Annotated in this window: 17 protein-coding genes; 7 read left to right on the top strand and 10 right to left on the bottom strand. The window is 60.3% G+C overall.

Annotated elements, in window-relative coordinates; all coding sequences use genetic code 11:
* Positions 1-16 precede the first annotated feature (16 nt).
* The 5 genes from tmk to AAYO93_RS13405 are packed head-to-tail and all read right to left on the bottom strand — an operon-like array spanning position 17 to position 4,067.
* Positions 17-679, bottom strand: a complete 663-nt coding sequence (tmk, locus tag AAYO93_RS13425; RefSeq protein ID WP_345761686.1) for a dTMP kinase — start codon at positions 677-679, stop codon at positions 17-19.
* The gene (locus AAYO93_RS13420; RefSeq protein WP_345761685.1) at positions 676-1,389 is read right to left on the bottom strand and encodes a hypothetical protein; all 714 of its coding nucleotides are present in this window, start codon (positions 1,387-1,389) and stop codon (positions 676-678) included. The genes tmk and AAYO93_RS13420 overlap by 4 nt, the downstream gene beginning before the upstream one ends.
* Positions 1,379-2,269 (bottom strand): hypothetical protein, encoded by an 891-nt coding sequence (locus tag AAYO93_RS13415; protein ID WP_345761684.1) that lies wholly within the window; start codon positions 2,267-2,269, stop codon positions 1,379-1,381. Before AAYO93_RS13415 ends, AAYO93_RS13420 begins: the two co-directional genes overlap by 11 nt.
* Positions 2,266-3,072, bottom strand: coding sequence for a metallophosphoesterase family protein (locus AAYO93_RS13410; RefSeq protein WP_345761683.1), 807 nt, complete (start codon positions 3,070-3,072; stop codon positions 2,266-2,268). Before AAYO93_RS13410 ends, AAYO93_RS13415 begins: the two co-directional genes overlap by 4 nt.
* Positions 3,072-4,067: a thymidylate synthase gene (locus tag AAYO93_RS13405; protein ID WP_345761682.1), complete on the bottom strand. Its 996-nt coding sequence runs from the start codon at positions 4,065-4,067 to the stop codon at positions 3,072-3,074. The genes AAYO93_RS13410 and AAYO93_RS13405 overlap by 1 nt, the downstream gene beginning before the upstream one ends.
* A 283-nt stretch (positions 4,068-4,350) precedes the next feature.
* Here AAYO93_RS13405 and AAYO93_RS13400 point away from each other — a divergent pair, with 283 nt between their 5' ends.
* Together AAYO93_RS13400 and AAYO93_RS13395 are read left to right on the top strand one after the other, a co-directional pair.
* Positions 4,351-4,749, top strand: a complete 399-nt coding sequence (locus tag AAYO93_RS13400; RefSeq protein WP_345761681.1) for a hypothetical protein — start codon at positions 4,351-4,353, stop codon at positions 4,747-4,749.
* The gene (locus AAYO93_RS13395; RefSeq protein ID WP_345761680.1) at positions 4,749-5,696 is read left to right on the top strand and encodes an HAD family hydrolase; all 948 of its coding nucleotides are present in this window, start codon (positions 4,749-4,751) and stop codon (positions 5,694-5,696) included. Before AAYO93_RS13400 ends, AAYO93_RS13395 begins: the two co-directional genes overlap by 1 nt.
* A gap of 1,011 nt (positions 5,697-6,707) precedes the next feature.
* Here the strand turns inward: AAYO93_RS13395 and AAYO93_RS13390 are convergent.
* Together AAYO93_RS13390 and AAYO93_RS13385 are read right to left on the bottom strand one after the other, a co-directional pair.
* Positions 6,708-7,058 carry a YybH family protein gene (locus tag AAYO93_RS13390; RefSeq protein ID WP_345761679.1) on the bottom strand — a complete coding sequence of 117 codons (351 nt, stop codon included), beginning with the start codon at positions 7,056-7,058 and terminating at the stop codon, positions 6,708-6,710.
* Between the two features lie 83 nt (positions 7,059-7,141).
* Positions 7,142-7,891, bottom strand: coding sequence for an SDR family oxidoreductase (locus AAYO93_RS13385; RefSeq protein WP_345761678.1), 750 nt, complete (start codon positions 7,889-7,891; stop codon positions 7,142-7,144).
* A gap of 67 nt (positions 7,892-7,958) precedes the next feature.
* Here AAYO93_RS13385 and AAYO93_RS13380 point away from each other — a divergent pair, with 67 nt between their 5' ends.
* The 3 genes from AAYO93_RS13380 (at position 7,959) to AAYO93_RS13370 (ending at position 10,165) form a co-directional block, all read left to right on the top strand.
* The gene (locus AAYO93_RS13380; protein WP_345761677.1) at positions 7,959-8,537 is read left to right on the top strand and encodes a TetR family transcriptional regulator; all 579 of its coding nucleotides are present in this window, start codon (positions 7,959-7,961) and stop codon (positions 8,535-8,537) included.
* A 71-nt stretch (positions 8,538-8,608) separates the two neighbouring features.
* Entirely contained in the window at positions 8,609-9,124 is a 516-nt protein-coding gene (locus AAYO93_RS13375; protein ID WP_345761676.1) for a hypothetical protein, read from the top strand.
* A 174-nt stretch (positions 9,125-9,298) separates the two neighbouring features.
* Complete coding sequence (locus tag AAYO93_RS13370; protein ID WP_345761675.1) at positions 9,299-10,165, top strand: serine hydrolase domain-containing protein; 867 nt, start codon at positions 9,299-9,301, stop codon at positions 10,163-10,165.
* Between the two features lie 225 nt (positions 10,166-10,390).
* On the opposite strand, the gene AAYO93_RS13365 is transcribed toward AAYO93_RS13370, so the two are convergent.
* A complete protein-coding gene (locus tag AAYO93_RS13365; protein WP_345761674.1) occupies positions 10,391-10,576 on the bottom strand; it encodes a hypothetical protein in 186 nt (61 codons plus the stop codon).
* A 354-nt stretch (positions 10,577-10,930) separates the two neighbouring features.
* Here AAYO93_RS13365 and pyrE point away from each other — a divergent pair, with 354 nt between their 5' ends.
* Positions 10,931-11,464: an orotate phosphoribosyltransferase gene (pyrE, locus tag AAYO93_RS13360; protein ID WP_345761673.1), complete on the top strand. Its 534-nt coding sequence runs from the start codon at positions 10,931-10,933 to the stop codon at positions 11,462-11,464.
* 266 nt (positions 11,465-11,730) lie between these two features.
* On the top strand, positions 11,731-12,108 hold the full coding sequence (locus AAYO93_RS13355) for a VOC family protein (protein WP_345764886.1): 378 nt from the start codon (positions 11,731-11,733) through the stop codon (positions 12,106-12,108).
* Between the two features lie 403 nt (positions 12,109-12,511).
* On the opposite strand, the gene AAYO93_RS13350 is transcribed toward AAYO93_RS13355, so the two are convergent.
* Both AAYO93_RS13350 and AAYO93_RS13345 read right to left on the bottom strand, forming a co-directional pair.
* Positions 12,512-13,417: a carbohydrate ABC transporter permease gene (locus AAYO93_RS13350; protein WP_345761672.1), complete on the bottom strand. Its 906-nt coding sequence runs from the start codon at positions 13,415-13,417 to the stop codon at positions 12,512-12,514.
* On the bottom strand, positions 13,414-14,283 hold the full coding sequence (locus AAYO93_RS13345; RefSeq protein WP_345761671.1) for a carbohydrate ABC transporter permease: 870 nt from the start codon (positions 14,281-14,283) through the stop codon (positions 13,414-13,416). Before AAYO93_RS13345 ends, AAYO93_RS13350 begins: the two co-directional genes overlap by 4 nt.
* Between the last annotated feature and the right edge of the window lie 47 nt (positions 14,284-14,330).

The raw sequence follows: 14,330 nt of genomic DNA, 5'->3' as shown, positions 1-14,330 counted from the left end.
CGAAAAGCACAGACCCTCACACAGTCGAAATCGCTTGTTGGAAGACATCCCCGGCTGATCTATTCACTACCGCTTGAACCTCCACCGCTATCTCTTCAAGAGTTCCGTCGGCCGAAATGACTTGGATGTTGTCGCGGGTTCCGAGCAGCTCGATAGCGCGCTCATAGTTGTTGTGTGCTGCACTCAGGCGCTCGAAAACTTCGAACTTGTCGGTTTGCTGCGCTCGCGATTGGAGGCGGCGCAGTGCGACGGCTGGCGCGACATCAAGATAGATCGTCAGGTCAGGAAGCAGGAGGTCAGTACTCAGCTCGTTGGCACGGACAACCCAATTCATGTCGATGTCACTCGAATGGTAAGCAACTGACGAGAGGTAATAGCGGTCGCTAATGACGTCGATGCCTCGGCCGAGCAGCTCAAGGATGCCATCACGTTCATTCGTGAGGTGGTCGATCCGATCGGCAACGAATAGCGCGGCGATAACTCGATCATCGAGGGGTGTGCGACCACTAAATGCCTGGCGAATAAGCGAACCGATTGGTCCTGTTGTGGGCTCGGCAGTAATGTGCACCTTCCTGCCCGCCGCACTTACCATCTCGGCGAGCCGATTTACTTGCGTGGATTTTCCGGACGCATCGATTCCCTCGAAGACAATGAAGCGTCCCCGCGTCGTGATACTCATGCAGTGGACGCGCTCACAGACGAAAGGAGTGGTTCCACCGTTGCCGCTATTGTTTGATCGTGCCGCGCAAGCTGGACTAGATCGCTGTAGGTCATGCCGGCGGAAGCGGCCGCAGGTTGAAGCTCCTTCCACCGAAGCTCTTGACCGATGTGGTCCCCCTCTGCGTCCGCAAGCTTGGCTACCTCGGTGGCAAGCAAGGCTCCGAGGACTACTTCGCTCGTCCTTGCAGGCGGCACCACCTCCGCGAGAGTGTAGAGGCGTCTGAGCGCCGCGACTTCACGCTCTTCCAGGAGGGCAGCGAGGTCTTGCGCAGTACTTACCAGCGAATGTGTCGATGGCTTTTCGTTTTCGTCAACGGATTTTGGGAATCGGTTTTCGTTGACTTTCATCTTCTCTAGGATCGCCATCTCAAGGTCAATTCCTGATTGGTATGCAAGTTTGAAGAGATAGATGGCGACGTCTGCTAGCTCGGACGGTAGCTCCCTGATCAGTGATTCGAACTCGAAGTCACCGCGGTCGAACTTCTTGACGAGGTTCGCCACTTCGCCCACCTCGCCAGCTAGCGACAAGACGTTGTGAAGCAATGGCCGTACGTCGTTTTCGGTGATTGGACTCGCCCAAGAGAAGGTTGTATTGCGCTCGGTGTCGAACCGTTGCTGCATTGCGATGAGGGCCTTCAGGCTTGCTCCATCGGCTTGTTCATTGCTCATGTCTTATCATTTCTGCGCATCGGAGAAGGCGTTCGGTTAGCTGGCGTTGAAGGCTGTCGATTCGGTTCTCATGCGTACCGACCTCGCGCATTGTTCGCAAAGCGGTTAGGAGACCCAAAGCCCGCTCTAACTCATCGAGCAACTCATTCTGCCACCCCGCCGACTGAGCCTCGTTCCAGAGAATTGTCAGGCCTGAGTCCTCGATAATACTCGCCGGAGCTGACTTTTCCTGGAGCAAGTCTGCGAGCTCCGAGTAGTTGCGATCAACAACCCACCTGTGAATTTGTGTCGGCGTGGCCATGTCGAGCTTCGACCGTTGGTGGGCGCGAAATCCGTGGTTCGCGTGCGCCCGGAACGAATGCATAGTGACCTCGGCGCGCTCAATGGACGGGAACCTGTCCGCCAGCCGTTCGGCGACTAGTGCCATCTCTGTCACATTCAGGGGGAGGAAAGCCGTGACCTCTAGCGCCCTGTAATACGAGGTGACGTACAGGGTGTCGCGTGCGGGACCGCTGAAGCCGAATTGCACAAGCATGAAGCTCGGCAGTGGGCCATCGCCGCTGGCGAAAATTGGAGCAGAATTGACCAGACTCACACACGCCCGATTCGAGCTGGGTTTCCGTCTAAGTTCTCCTTCGATAGAGTCCAGCCAGTCTCCGTGTGCGTACATATATTCGCCATGATTGAGGTGAAGGCTCTGCGGACGCCGAGATTCCTGCCATCGCTCGGCCTCTTCTCGAAAGGTAGATAGAAGCCCACTCGACGTAGCAGGAAGCTCCATACGGAAGCTGAGTGTGAGGTTCATCACAACCTCGGTCGAGCAAATGCGAACTGCCTCGGCCACAGCTTCTTCGGGGGTGTCCTTGTCAATATGCATCATGCGGAGTCGCTCCCAAATCGGTCCAAATTGCGATAGTAGCGATAGAGCCGAGGTCGTGACGCCCTTCCCTCGGAGAACTCGTGGACGACGAACTGGTTATTCATGTTTGGGTCGGGTTCGTATCCAAGGGAGCCGGCGCCATATAGAAGTGTGGGGTATCCGCCGAAGTAGAGTCCTTGATCACTATGGACGTGTCCGTGGAGTACCGCAGACACTTCGAACTTGCTGACGAGGGCAAGCAGATCATAAGCGTCGGCCATGCCTCCGCCGGCGTAAGCGCTCGAGATCGGGCTGTGATGCAAGATAACAACTTGGTGCGTAGATCGGGTGCGTCCTAAAGCCGTCTCTAGGGCTGCAAGCGGCGCAGCTCCGACAGTGTGGTCGCCGCGGTACGCGCTATTCACGAGAACCATCGAGTAAGCGCCCATGGTCACTACTCGAACCGGGTTCCGCGAATCCCATTGCTGATTCGGATCGTTCGTGACCCGGAACGCAAACCTGTTAAAGTCGACGAAGCCGGTTGGATCTACGGCACCGATGTCGTGATTACCCGGGCATACGACGACGGCAGAAACGTTCATAAGCGCAATTGCGCTCTGGACAGCGGTCGCTGCCTCGGCATACCCAAGCTGCCTTCCCTTTGTTGTGATGTCCCCGGACAGCGCCAATTGCACAGCCACACCGCCGTAATCCCGGCGTACTGCCTCCGAAGCGAGCGCAACCGCCCTGCTCGGCGGAAGCGTTTGTGATCCATCGGGAGCAAAATGAAGGTCGCTCCACTGAACCAACGTCAGGTCGCTCATTAGGCCCGTTCTTGCGCCTTCAGATGCCACGCACGAGAGACAGCTCGCAGCGCGCGGTCCTCCACCGTCTCGGCCAATTCGAGCCCCTCGGCCGCTTGGCCAAGTCTTCGAAGTCGTTCACCAGCCAACACTTTGATCCAGTCTGCGTAAGCGGAGGGTACGTCGGGCTCGGCGCGAGCCAATACGGCTTCGGGCGAGTCGCTCTCGGCGAGCGAATTCGCCGCGTTCTCCAGAGTGGCAAATACCCGCTCACTTTCCCGTTCGTCTAAGCGGAGGTCAGCGCTGCTTAGCGGGAGCTCGCCGCTTGTGCTCGCGGAGAACTGGGAAGAATCCACGTCGTAAATGTGGAGGCTGTCGCTAATGTGAACATAGCTTCCGACCTCCAAGCCGAGCCACCCCGCTAGTACCTCCTGGATGGTTGTCCATTGCACTAGGTTGTACGGTAGGCCGCGCACCAAATCATTGCTCCGCATCACCTGGAGCCACTCGAGCCGTCCGTCGACTACCTTCAGCAAGGAAGAAACGTTGCACGGAATGTCCGGTGAGCGACTGTCTCCCGATCCTGTCGGGAAGTCTGAACTCGCGTCCCAGATCTGCAGGACTACCTGACGTTGGTCTGGCCTGGAGCGGAGCACCTCGGCTGCGCTCGACAACTGATCAAAACCAAATCTGGACCGGAGCCGTTCACCGTAGGCACCATAGAACTCGGCGCCCTCACCGGCGTAAAACGGAAGCTTGCCATTCCAGGCTGTCAAGAAAGCTGAGTCGTTGCGGCCGCGCAATATCCAGATGACTTCTGCAAGGGCAAATGCTGGATTGATCGGAGGAACTCTGGTCGTCACCCAACGCTGCCGTGGATCTTCAAGTGACAATACGGAATGTAGTGCTTCACGGTAGTTTCCTCGGACATGCGTCCGATGATTGCCTCGAGTGGTGATCTCCGACCAAGCCGCGTCCCAGATCTCGGCGGCCGTCTTCGCATCGACTGTAAACACGCTGCCTCAACAGTCCTTCGATGCCGCCAGCAAGCGTACGGCTGGAATGTAGGCGCCAGGTGCAGGCGCGTTTCGGGTCGGCAGACCAATCATGGGTCAATGTTATGGGGTGGACCGTCTAGGCGTACTGCGCTCGAGCGATTCGGGCCCTCGCCTAGAAATGCGTTCGTCGTATGCACTATTAAGGCAACCTCAACGGCTCTAGGACTTCTTTCGCTCTCGTGCGGAGTGTCGGAACCGGCTTCGGAAGCGCTGCAGCGTTGCGTGGCCGTAGGCTTCGTCCATGTTCGATGTAGAGGAACTGCGCGACGTGGGGGTCCCGGATGTGGCCGAGGAGGCGTGCATTCGCTGGAGGGCGGCTGGTGAGGAGACCGAGGTTGTCACCTGGGAAAGTCTTGTAAAACAATTTGGCCTGGCGGATTGTGGGGCAAGCAACATTTGCGAAGCCATAATCGTGCGCCGTACCAACTCGGTTGAATGCATTATCCAAGATCGGCCGGATTGGCGCGGAGTGTGCGTTGGGGTTAATGCGCTCACCGACCGGGGCTGGGATGTGACCGTCTTGGCGCCTCTGGCGGCGCTGGGCACAGCGCACGAAGGGTTACGCGGGACTGCAGCACGCATTCAAGGCTGGTGGACGCGCGAGGCAGCCATGCGCTTCTCGCCTGTCGAAATGGCCTAATGCCACCGCCGCTCAACTCTCAGAACGTAATCGCGTTCATCTGGGATTTTGATAAGACGCTCACACCCGGATACATGCAACAACCGTTGTTTGACGAATATGGTGTCGACGCCAGAGCCTTTTGGGATGAAGTCAACTCGCTGGTGGGCCATTATGCGTCGAGGGGGCTCCTCGTCTCGAAAGACACGGCATATCTGGGTCACATGCTGAGCTACATTGACGGGGGACCGTTCGAGGGGCTAACTAACGCCAAGTTGCGCGAGCTAGGCGCGTTAGTCCCACTCGCGCCGGGGATGCCCCAACTCATGGATCGTATGCGCGCGATCGTTTCCGAAAATGATCGGTTCATGCACAACGACATCAAAGTCGAGCACTACATCGTTTCCACCGGACTCCGACAGATGATCGAGGGAAACCCAATTCGCAAGCATGTCGACGGCATCTGGGCCTGCGAGTTGCTTTCCGACCCGCCGCGAAATGGCTATCTTGAAGAACTAAGCTCCATGGAAATGACTGACAAGTTGACTCAAGTCGGTTACGTGTTGGACAACACGACTAAGACTCGAGCGATTTTCGAAATTAATAAGGGCGTCAATGTCGAGCCGGGTCTTGACGTCAATGCGCGCATGGATCCCGACGAACGGCGAGTGCCGATTCAGCACATGATCTATATCGCGGACGGCCCTAGCGACGTTCCGGTCTTTTCGCTGGTAGGGCGTCAAGGGGGCGCCACCCTGGGCGTCTGGACCGATCCAACAAATTACGAGAATGTGAAGCGATTAGAGGACGACGGGCGTGTCAACAGCATCGCGCGAGCGGACTATAGCGAAGGCCTTGATGCCGATATGTGGCTCTCCGCCTCACTTCGAGATATCGCTACGCGCATCTGTGACGCGCGAGACCGACGTCTCAGCAATATCGCGGCGCCAGGTGGACACGTAGTTTGATCGGCCTGCCGACCAGCCCGTATTCACGACTGGTCAGCTAGATGTCTGGTTGCATGGCCTGGCGCCCAGTAGTTGGGGATGGGCTCCTAACAAGGTGGCAGGTTCCTTGTAACCCCGGGCGCTCCTGCCGAGGCCGCTTCGCCCTCTCTTGACACATCAACTGTCAGAGATGTCCTGAGACAGTTTTGTCAGGGATGTCTTGAGACATCACAATGCACACTCACTTCGCGGAGGGTATCCGTGCCCACATTTTGCCCACACTTGTGGAAGATCCAACGAGATCGTAACGGGCTCAACGAGTTCAAAAAGCCCGGAATTCCGCGGATTTTATCGGGCCTGAACAGGCATTAAACCCTTGTGCTAGTTTTCGAGTCCCTCCAGGGGCACTTTTGGGTCAAAACAAAAGTGATGATCAGTTCTGCCTCGCGTTTGGTGCGAAACCCACGTTTGTCGGTTTTGCGAATGATCGGGCTTTCGGTAGCGGACCCGGTATCGCCTACCACCCGCAGGTCTCATATGCGGTTACTGAGCCCATTCGCACCCCCACGGTGTATCGCGATGCCGGAGTTGATCCTAAACAAAGCCACTGTCGGACGATCCACTGCGACCTGTACGTGCTAGCCAAGTTGGTCCTTGCGGCACGATTGTCGAATCCGTCGTCTTATGCATTGGGGACGTTGTGCGCAGTGTCGACCGCTCGTCCATCCAGTGCAGGTCGATTCCGATTGTCACGAGTCCGATCGGTGATGGGTGCGGAGTGCTTGAGCGGATCCTGGTCGTCGGTTAGTGCCGGTGAGCCCGTGGTCAACGTGGGTGTTCTCGGCGTCGACAGCGTGCAAGGCGCATCTTGTTGGGCGGTGAGGTCTTGGCTGTTGGTGGAGACGCGGGCGTAACCCATAAGCATGCGCCGACTGTTGCGTTTGAGGGGCCTTCACCGGGCTTTTTCACGGGCGGGTCTCCGATCGTGCCGACCGCTCCGCTGAGCGACCCTCTTGCGTACATGCTTGGCCGCTAGTCGCCGAGGATATTGGGCTGGTCGATAATCCATCGCCAGGTGCCGTCCGGCTGCCGGTGAGCTACCTCGGTGGTAGCTCCCCCCGGAATCCGCGTCGAGGTCAGTGCGTAATCACCGCTGAGTAGCGCCTGCCGTTGTGGTCCCGGCGTGAACGTCGGCCGATTGGCGAGCAACTGTTCGTAGAAGTGCCGGATCGCGGCGGCCCCAACTGCCGGCCGGCCGCCCGGCAATGCGAGCACTGCTTCTGATTCATACAGTTCAGTCAGTCCGTCCACATCGCCCGCGTTGGCACGGGCGACGAACAGTCGACTCAGATCTTCAGGCTTGGCTGCCCGCTCCCGCTCCACGCTTATCAGTATCCTGCCCGTCGCCGATAAAACCGTGTGCGATGAGGGACCGGCGTGCGGCGCTGGTCACGGCCGCATCGGTGTTAGTTCGCGGTCAGCAGTGAGCCTCCGTCGACCGCGAGGGTGGTGCCAGTTACGTAGCCGTTGTGCATCAGATAGAGGTGTGCCATAGCAATTTGTTCCGGTTCGCCGACGGCTCCGACAAGTGTGCGCTGCGAGAGGCGAGCGAAGATGGCGTCTCTCTGCGGGGCGGCGACGCGGTCCCACATCGGGGTCCGGACTGCGCCGGCCCGGACGGCGTTGACGCGGATCGGGGCAAGCTCTACAGCCAAGCCTCGTACGAGCGCTTCCGTTGCACCGGCACCTGCGGCCGCGAGCGCGGCGCCAGGCATCGGACGTTGCCCTACCGTGCCGGTGGTGAGCGAGATGGAGCCGGTCGAGCGCAGTCGCCCTATCGCATGCTTGATAACCGTGACGGCACCCCAGAATCGGACGTCGAGGATGGAGCGCGCATCCCGGAGGTCGAGCTCGGCCAGCGGCTTGGGTGTGAAGTCATCGCCGGCGGTGAAGACCAGGTGATCTATCTCGTCGAACTGCTCGAGGACGGCCGCGATCTGGGCCTCGTCTCGAACATCCACCACGGCACCCGCGCATCCGTGGGGCAGCTCGCGTAACGCTGCGTCGATGCGCTGCCGGCTGCTTGATGCGATGGTCACGTTCGCACCTTGGCGTGCTGCTGCCCGCGCCGTCGCCAACCCCATGCCGGAGCTTCCTCCGACGATGATGACCTGCTGTCCGTCCATGCTCATGTCTGTCTCCGATGCGAGTGTCATGTCTCATTGCGTCATCAAGACGCTAGCACAGTTATGTCTCATTGAGACATGCTGCTAGGTTGGGCTCATGACCAGGTGGGAGCCAAACGCCGAGGAACGCTTGCGCGCGGCCGCCATCGAGTTGTTCCTCGAGCGCGGCTACGAGAACGTCACCGTCGCGCAGATCGCGGAGCGTGCAGGCCTGACTCGGCGCACATTCTCTCGCTACTTCGCCGACAAACGTGACGTACTCTTCGCGGGCTCGGACCAACTGCCAGGCGCACTCGCAGACGCAATGCGGCGGGTGGACTCCACTCTCGCCCCGTTCCAGGCCATGCTTCAGGCCCTGGCTGACGTCAGCGAGATGCTCGCTGAGCGCGTCGCCGAGTACGCATCGCAGCGCCGTGAGGTCATCGCCGCGAGCCCTGAACTACAGGAGCGCGGGCACGCGAAATTCGCCGCCGTCGCCGCCGGCCTCGCCGCGGGACTGCGTGAACGTGGCGCCGATCCATCGGCAGCCGAGCTATTCGCGGACGTCGGTGTCGCGATTTTCCGCAGAGGCTTCGATCGGTGGGCGGCTGCCCCTCGTGAAGCCACACTGGCCTCACGCATTCACGAAGCGGCGAATCAACTCAGGGACGCAGCAGAAAACATCAGCACAACCTGACGACAAGAGATCGACCCATCCCGGTTCACGGTACGTAGCCGATCAGCGATCCCGTTACGCGCAATTGTCTGGTGGCCCTTGGAGCATTCGTACTTCTGGCCGTGTCGGGCGTCGCCGGGTTGTACGTCTCGCCGGCCGTCGCCCAGCTGGGGCGAGGCACCTTCGACTACATCGACATACTCTTCGTGATCATGTGGGCGTGGATGTTCCAGCTCCTGAGCACTAACGACGGGATCCACTACCAGCTCCAGCTGCGCAAGCGGCGGGTGCCGCGAAGCCGAGCGTCGGACGTGTGGGGCTTTGCCGGGTTCTTGGTCGTAGCGATCCTGTGGGGTGTGCTTGGCGTCCACAACGTCTTCGCGGGTCGTGCCGTGGACCCTGCTTATGTAAGCCGCTTGCCCTCCAGCGTTTCGGCCGAATCGCTGCAGCAAGGCGTCGTCGAGGTTACGGCCACCTATTTCGTCCTGGTGGGGCTCGTGTTCCTCGTCGTCGTGATTGCGCGCCTGTTCAACCCGATCGACTTCGACGAATACGACCGATACATCCGCAAGGTCCTCCACCTGCTGCCGTCTAGCAACACGGCCTAAGACCATCGCTTTCCGTGAGCAAATAGCCATCGCAAACCGTGACTCGCGTGGCATGCTCCGGTCCTAGTCGCAGTGTGCCTGACATCATGCGGATGAAGAGCGATGGCCTACGGGTTTTTTGCTCGAGCCAATGGGCCGTGATTTCCGTGCATGAAGAAGAATGGATGAACGTTTATGGGGGCGACCTCTGCTGAAGTGGTGTTGGCGCGGTTCGTGGCGGCGGTCGATTCGGAACGGCTGGGCGTTTACGGTGTACACATCCGAGTGGGCAAGGAGACGGCGTCGCACCGTTGGCGTAGCGATGATCGCGAAAACTTGTACTCGGTGTCCAAGGGCGTGTGCGCGTTAGCCACTGGCATCGCCATCGATGAGGGCCTGCTCGACCTGGATCGGAGGATCATCGACGTTTTCGGGGACTTCCCTCTCGGGCCGGGAGTTGGTGATGTCACCCTGAGACATCTGCTCACAATGACCAGCGGAATTGACTTCCTGTGGTTCGGCCACGAGCCGATTCCCTGGCCCGACTTAGCGGCGGAAATGCTTCGCCGCCCCTCTGCCGGTCGTCGCTTCCAGTACTCCGACGTGAGCACGTATGTGGCGATGCGGATACTGGCCGAGCAGGTGGGTGATGTTCGCGACTGGCTGATGCCACGCCTGTTCGAGCCATTGGAGATTGAAAACCCGCAGTGGCATCGTTGCCCGCTCGGCTTCATCCTTGGCGGCACCGGTCTTGAACTTCGCACCAACGAACTGGCGCGCATCAGCGATGTACTCATCGATCGCGGGAGCTGGAAGGGCGACGTTCTCGTGTCACCGGGCTGGGTAGATGCAATGCACACATCCTGGGTTGAAACGGGGCGCCCGTCACCTATGGACCGATACGGATTAGCGACCTGGGCGGGACCGGACGACGCCTGGCGACTCGAGGGGCGATACGGCCAGTTCGTCGTTGTGCACGGCGACGCCGTTGTTACGATCACGGCGCACGAAGAGTCGCTTGAGGACCGACTCTCCGAACTAGCGGTTCAGCTCACTGCCTGACCCGGGGGACCTCTCAACGGGCCGATCGCCTGACATCGAGCCCGAGGATGGCTCCGCTTTGGCGAGTCCGTGCCTACTTACCGCCGGCTCGCTGAGGGATCGCTATTCGCGCACGATGATCGACCGCTCTGCGGGCAGTCAGTTCGAGCGATGCGGACGAGCGGGCGGCACGCACGCCAGATACGTTGCCGCGCATGGGCTTGCTTGTCGCACAGCGAGGGCCGATCACGGCCAGAATGCGGTCGTGGCTTCCCGCGCGGCTTGATCGGTTGCGATCCGATCCTGGATCTCGCGTTGCCGCTGTATCGCCGGGTCGACCTGCTCAGGACCGTATTCCTGCTCCGGGTCGCGGAGGGTCAAAAAACGCAGCACCCGACGGAACCGGCTCCCCTTGCGGATGCCTTCGGTCATAGTGAGCCCCCCTGTATTAATGCTCAGAGTACATCGGGGGGCAAACCCGGTGAAAGACTGCACGAGTGCGCTGTACGAATAGGTGACCTCTGAGTTGGCTTCCCAGGGGCGACCGATGTCGCCGATGGCCGATCCGCTTGCGCATGCGACCCACTTGGGTAAGCGTGCGCGCTTCTGACAACCGATGAGTGGGCGCGGTTGTTTGAGTTTGCTGCTTTGGAAGGCCGAAGCCCGACTCGAGTCCCCGCTGTCCGAGGTATTCGAGGTGGCCTTCAGATCGCAACCCTGACACAACAGAGCGGTGAGTGATCCGCTTGTGCGCATCGGGTGGGGGGTGGATGGGATGATCGTGTCGTGGATGCTCCGATCAGCGAACTTGCGCGGGATATAGACGCGGCGTGCCGGCTTTCCGGTGAATTCACGCTCAGGAGCGGCCTGATCTCCTCGGAGTACTTCGACAAGTACCGGTTTGAGACCAAGCCGGGGCTGCTGCGTCGCGTCGCCGAGGCGATGGTCCCACTGCTGCCGACGGACACCGAAGCGCTGGGCGGCCTCGAGCTCGGCGGGGTGCCGATCGCCACGATGGTCAGTTCGCTGACTGGATTACCGACACTGTTCGTCAGGAAAGAAGCCAAGCCGTACGGCACGCGGAAGCTTGCAGAGGGTGACGATGTGGCCGGTATTCAGGTCACCCTGATCGAAGACGTCATCACGACCGGGGGTGCCGTGCGCAACGCCGCGGTCGCGCTCCGGAGCCTCGGTGCGCGGGTGCACACCGTGGTCTGTGCGATCGATCGATCTGACCCTGGCCACAACATCCTCGACACGATCGAGTTGACGACCGTGTCCGTCCTGACCAAGAGCATGCTCGACGCCGCTCACGAATGATCCGGCCCGCAGACCGATCGCCTTGCGCGCAATCTTTCGCTACGGTGGGCATGTGATTACCGGATCGGCTGTACGCCATGCACAGGTTGGTAAACCGGTAGTTCTCTGAGGCTCGGGCGGTCGCCACGACCGTTCCGGCCGATCTCCTCCTCGCTCGAGCACACGCCTCAACGCTCGCGGGCTCCGCCGCGTTCGGCGAGCCATTCACATGCCCCGGCTTCCAATGGCATCAACAAACGCTAAGCAGAGCAAAAAACAGGAGAAGAATCATTTCAGCAACGTTCAACCACACCATCATCGCCTCGAAGGATCGCAACGAGTCCGCCCAGTTCTATCGGGAACTCATCGAAGCATCGGAAGCCCCATCCTGGGGGCCGTTCAGCAACATTCTCCTCGACGGCGGCGTGATGCTGCAGTTCGCGGAACCGCCCGTAGAAATCCAGATGCAGCACTATGCATTCCTGGTCGACGAGGAACTCTTCGACCGCGCGTACTCACGCCTGGTCGACTGGGACGTCACCCACTGGGCGGACCCGCAGATGACCCGTTCGGGAGAGACGAACACCGAGCACGGCGGACGAGGGGTCTATTTCAAGGACCCCGCCGGCCACGCCATTGAACTCATCACCCAGCCCTACCTCTAGGCAGGTTCGGACAGGACAACGGAACGCCCACTGGCCCAGTGCCGGTGGGCGTTCCCTGGGTTCTTGCGGGCAAGCGATGCCTTATCACCCGCCGAGTATCGTCAAGGGACCCGTCACCGGCGCAGGGGGAGGCTGCGCTCGGGTGGAGCCCGACCTACCCGAGCTGGCGCGACGGGTTTGGGAACGGCCTCAGGGACCGGGGTGCCGCTCTCCGTCAGAAAGGCGACAGCTGCCGCGTTGTGGGCGTCGCGCGCACCTCGAGGCGGTTCCTGTCGCGGAGCCAGACCTCAGACAGAAGCGTCAGCTTCTTTGTGGTTTGCGTCTCTGACGAGCCGACGTCGATCGATGGTGCATTGATGGCAACGGCGGCCAGTCCCCTGACGGTCGATGGGTCTGGCGTCGGCTAGCCCTTCACGGCTCCCACGGTCATCCCCGCAATCACCTGTTTCTGGAAGATCGCATAAATCACGAGCTGGGGGATGAGGACAAGAGTCGCCGCAGCCATCATCCCGCCGTAGTCGATGCTGTACTGGCCCTGGAACTGCGACACCGCGAGTGAAACGGTCACCATGTCGGGATTGTTGATGAGGATGGACGCGAATGGGAACTCGTTGAAGACGTAGACGACGTTGAAGATCAGCACGGTTGCGATGACGGGACGCATGACGGGCAGCACGACGCTCCAGATGAGCCGAGAGAGCCCGGCGCCGTCGATGATTGCGGCCTCCTCGATCTCGCTCGGCAGGTCACGCAGGAAGCCGGTCAACAGCAACGTGTTGAAGGGGATCGAGACACCCACATAGGGGATGATGAGTGCCGCATAGGAGCCGAAGACGCCGATCGCGAGGTCGAGCCGATAGACCGGGAACAGCAGGATGTAGACCGGAACGGCGAGGCCGGCGAGCAGGTAGAACCGTAGCGCTGACTGCACCCGCCTGCGCCGGAAGATCATTCGGGTCAGTGCGAACGAGACCATGAATGAGATGGCGGTGCCGATCGTCACCGAGACGACGGCAAGAAGGATGGTGTTGCCGTACATCTGGGCGAGCGGGAGCGAGGTGAGTGCGTGGACGTAGTTCGTCAGGCTGAGCGAGCTCAGATCGAGCGGGTTCGAGAGGATCTTCGAGCTCGACTGGAATGAGAGCAGCACGATCCAGACGATGGGCAGCAGCACGAGAAAAGTGATGAGGTACGCGGCGACGGCCGCGATGATTCCACCCTTGCGTCGGCGTCGCTCCCGTGCGGCGGTCGGCACCGGTGTCGGCGTGGGGGTGGTGGCGGTGGGCGCGGTCTGCACTGCGGAGCTCATTCGGATTTCCTGCCTCTCAGGACCAACAGGTAGGCGAGCGACACGACCGCCCCGAGAACCGTGATGATCACGGCCAACGCCATCCCGGATCCGTATTGCTGGTTGGTGAAGGTGATGAAGTACATGTAGCTGACGAGAGTCTCCGAGCGGTGCACGGGACCTCCATTCGTGAGCACGTATACGAGTTCGAAGATCTTGAAGACGTTGGTGATGAGGAGCACGGAGGCGATCGCGAAGCTTTCTTTCATGAGAGGCACCGTCACGTAGAGAAGTTGCTTCCAGCCGCTCGCGCCGTCGAGTGAGCTCGCCTCGATGACGTCGCCGGGAAGCTGTTGCAGCCCTGCGTAGAAGATGGTCATGGCGAAGCCGACGCTGCTCCAGATGAAGACGAGGGCGACGGAATACGGGGTCAAGACGTTGCCGCCGATCCACTCCGGCTGGGGAAGGCCGAGCCAGCCGAGAAAGTGGTTCAGCATGCCGATCTTCGGGTCGAGAATGAAGACCCAGATGAGTCCGATCAGGATCGGCGCAATGATCGCCGGTGCGAACACCAGGGCGCGAAGTGCACCACCGCCCGGAAAACGACGGCGCAGCAGCAGCGCGAGGCCGAACGAGCTTGGCACCAGTACGACGATGCTGACGACGAGGATGATCAGGGTGTTCCTCAGTGACGACCAGAAGAACGGGTCGTTCCACAGATCTATGTAGTTCTTGAGGCCGACGAACACGGGGTCGCCGAACCCAGCGAAGTCGGTGAGACTGTAGCCGGCCGAATAGATCACCGGGTAGACGATCAGTCCGGTGAAGACGATGATCGCCGGTGCGACCATGAGTGCGATTCGCCAGCGCGAGCTGAGCCAGACCACGTGATCCTCCGTTTGTTGCTGTGTTCAAGAAATGATCCGCCGGGCGG

This window comes from Diaminobutyricibacter sp. McL0608, from assembly GCF_039613825.1.
Classification (GTDB): Bacteria; Actinomycetota; Actinomycetes; order Actinomycetales; family Microbacteriaceae; genus Diaminobutyricibacter.
This window is presented reverse-complemented; position numbering and strand designations above follow the sequence as displayed.

Coding starts and splice junctions, on each gene's coding strand:
- tmk (WP_345761686.1), bottom strand. CDS start 679: ATGAGTATCACGACGCGGGGACGCTTCATTGTCTTCGAGGGAATCGAT.
- AAYO93_RS13420 (WP_345761685.1), bottom strand. CDS start 1,389: ATGAGCAATGAACAAGCCGATGGAGCAAGCCTGAAGGCCCTCATCGCA.
- AAYO93_RS13415 (WP_345761684.1), bottom strand. CDS start 2,269: ATGATGCATATTGACAAGGACACCCCCGAAGAAGCTGTGGCCGAGGCA.
- AAYO93_RS13410 (WP_345761683.1), bottom strand. CDS start 3,072: ATGAGCGACCTGACGTTGGTTCAGTGGAGCGACCTTCATTTTGCTCCC.
- AAYO93_RS13400 (WP_345761681.1), top strand. CDS start 4,351: ATGTTCGATGTAGAGGAACTGCGCGACGTGGGGGTCCCGGATGTGGCC.
- AAYO93_RS13395 (WP_345761680.1), top strand. CDS start 4,749: ATGCCACCGCCGCTCAACTCTCAGAACGTAATCGCGTTCATCTGGGAT.
- AAYO93_RS13385 (WP_345761678.1), bottom strand. CDS start 7,891: ATGACACTCGCATCGGAGACAGACATGAGCATGGACGGACAGCAGGTC.
- AAYO93_RS13380 (WP_345761677.1), top strand. CDS start 7,959: ATGACCAGGTGGGAGCCAAACGCCGAGGAACGCTTGCGCGCGGCCGCC.
- AAYO93_RS13370 (WP_345761675.1), top strand. CDS start 9,299: ATGGGGGCGACCTCTGCTGAAGTGGTGTTGGCGCGGTTCGTGGCGGCG.
- AAYO93_RS13365 (WP_345761674.1), bottom strand. CDS start 10,576: ATGACCGAAGGCATCCGCAAGGGGAGCCGGTTCCGTCGGGTGCTGCGT.
- AAYO93_RS13350 (WP_345761672.1), bottom strand. CDS start 13,417: ATGAGCTCCGCAGTGCAGACCGCGCCCACCGCCACCACCCCCACGCCG.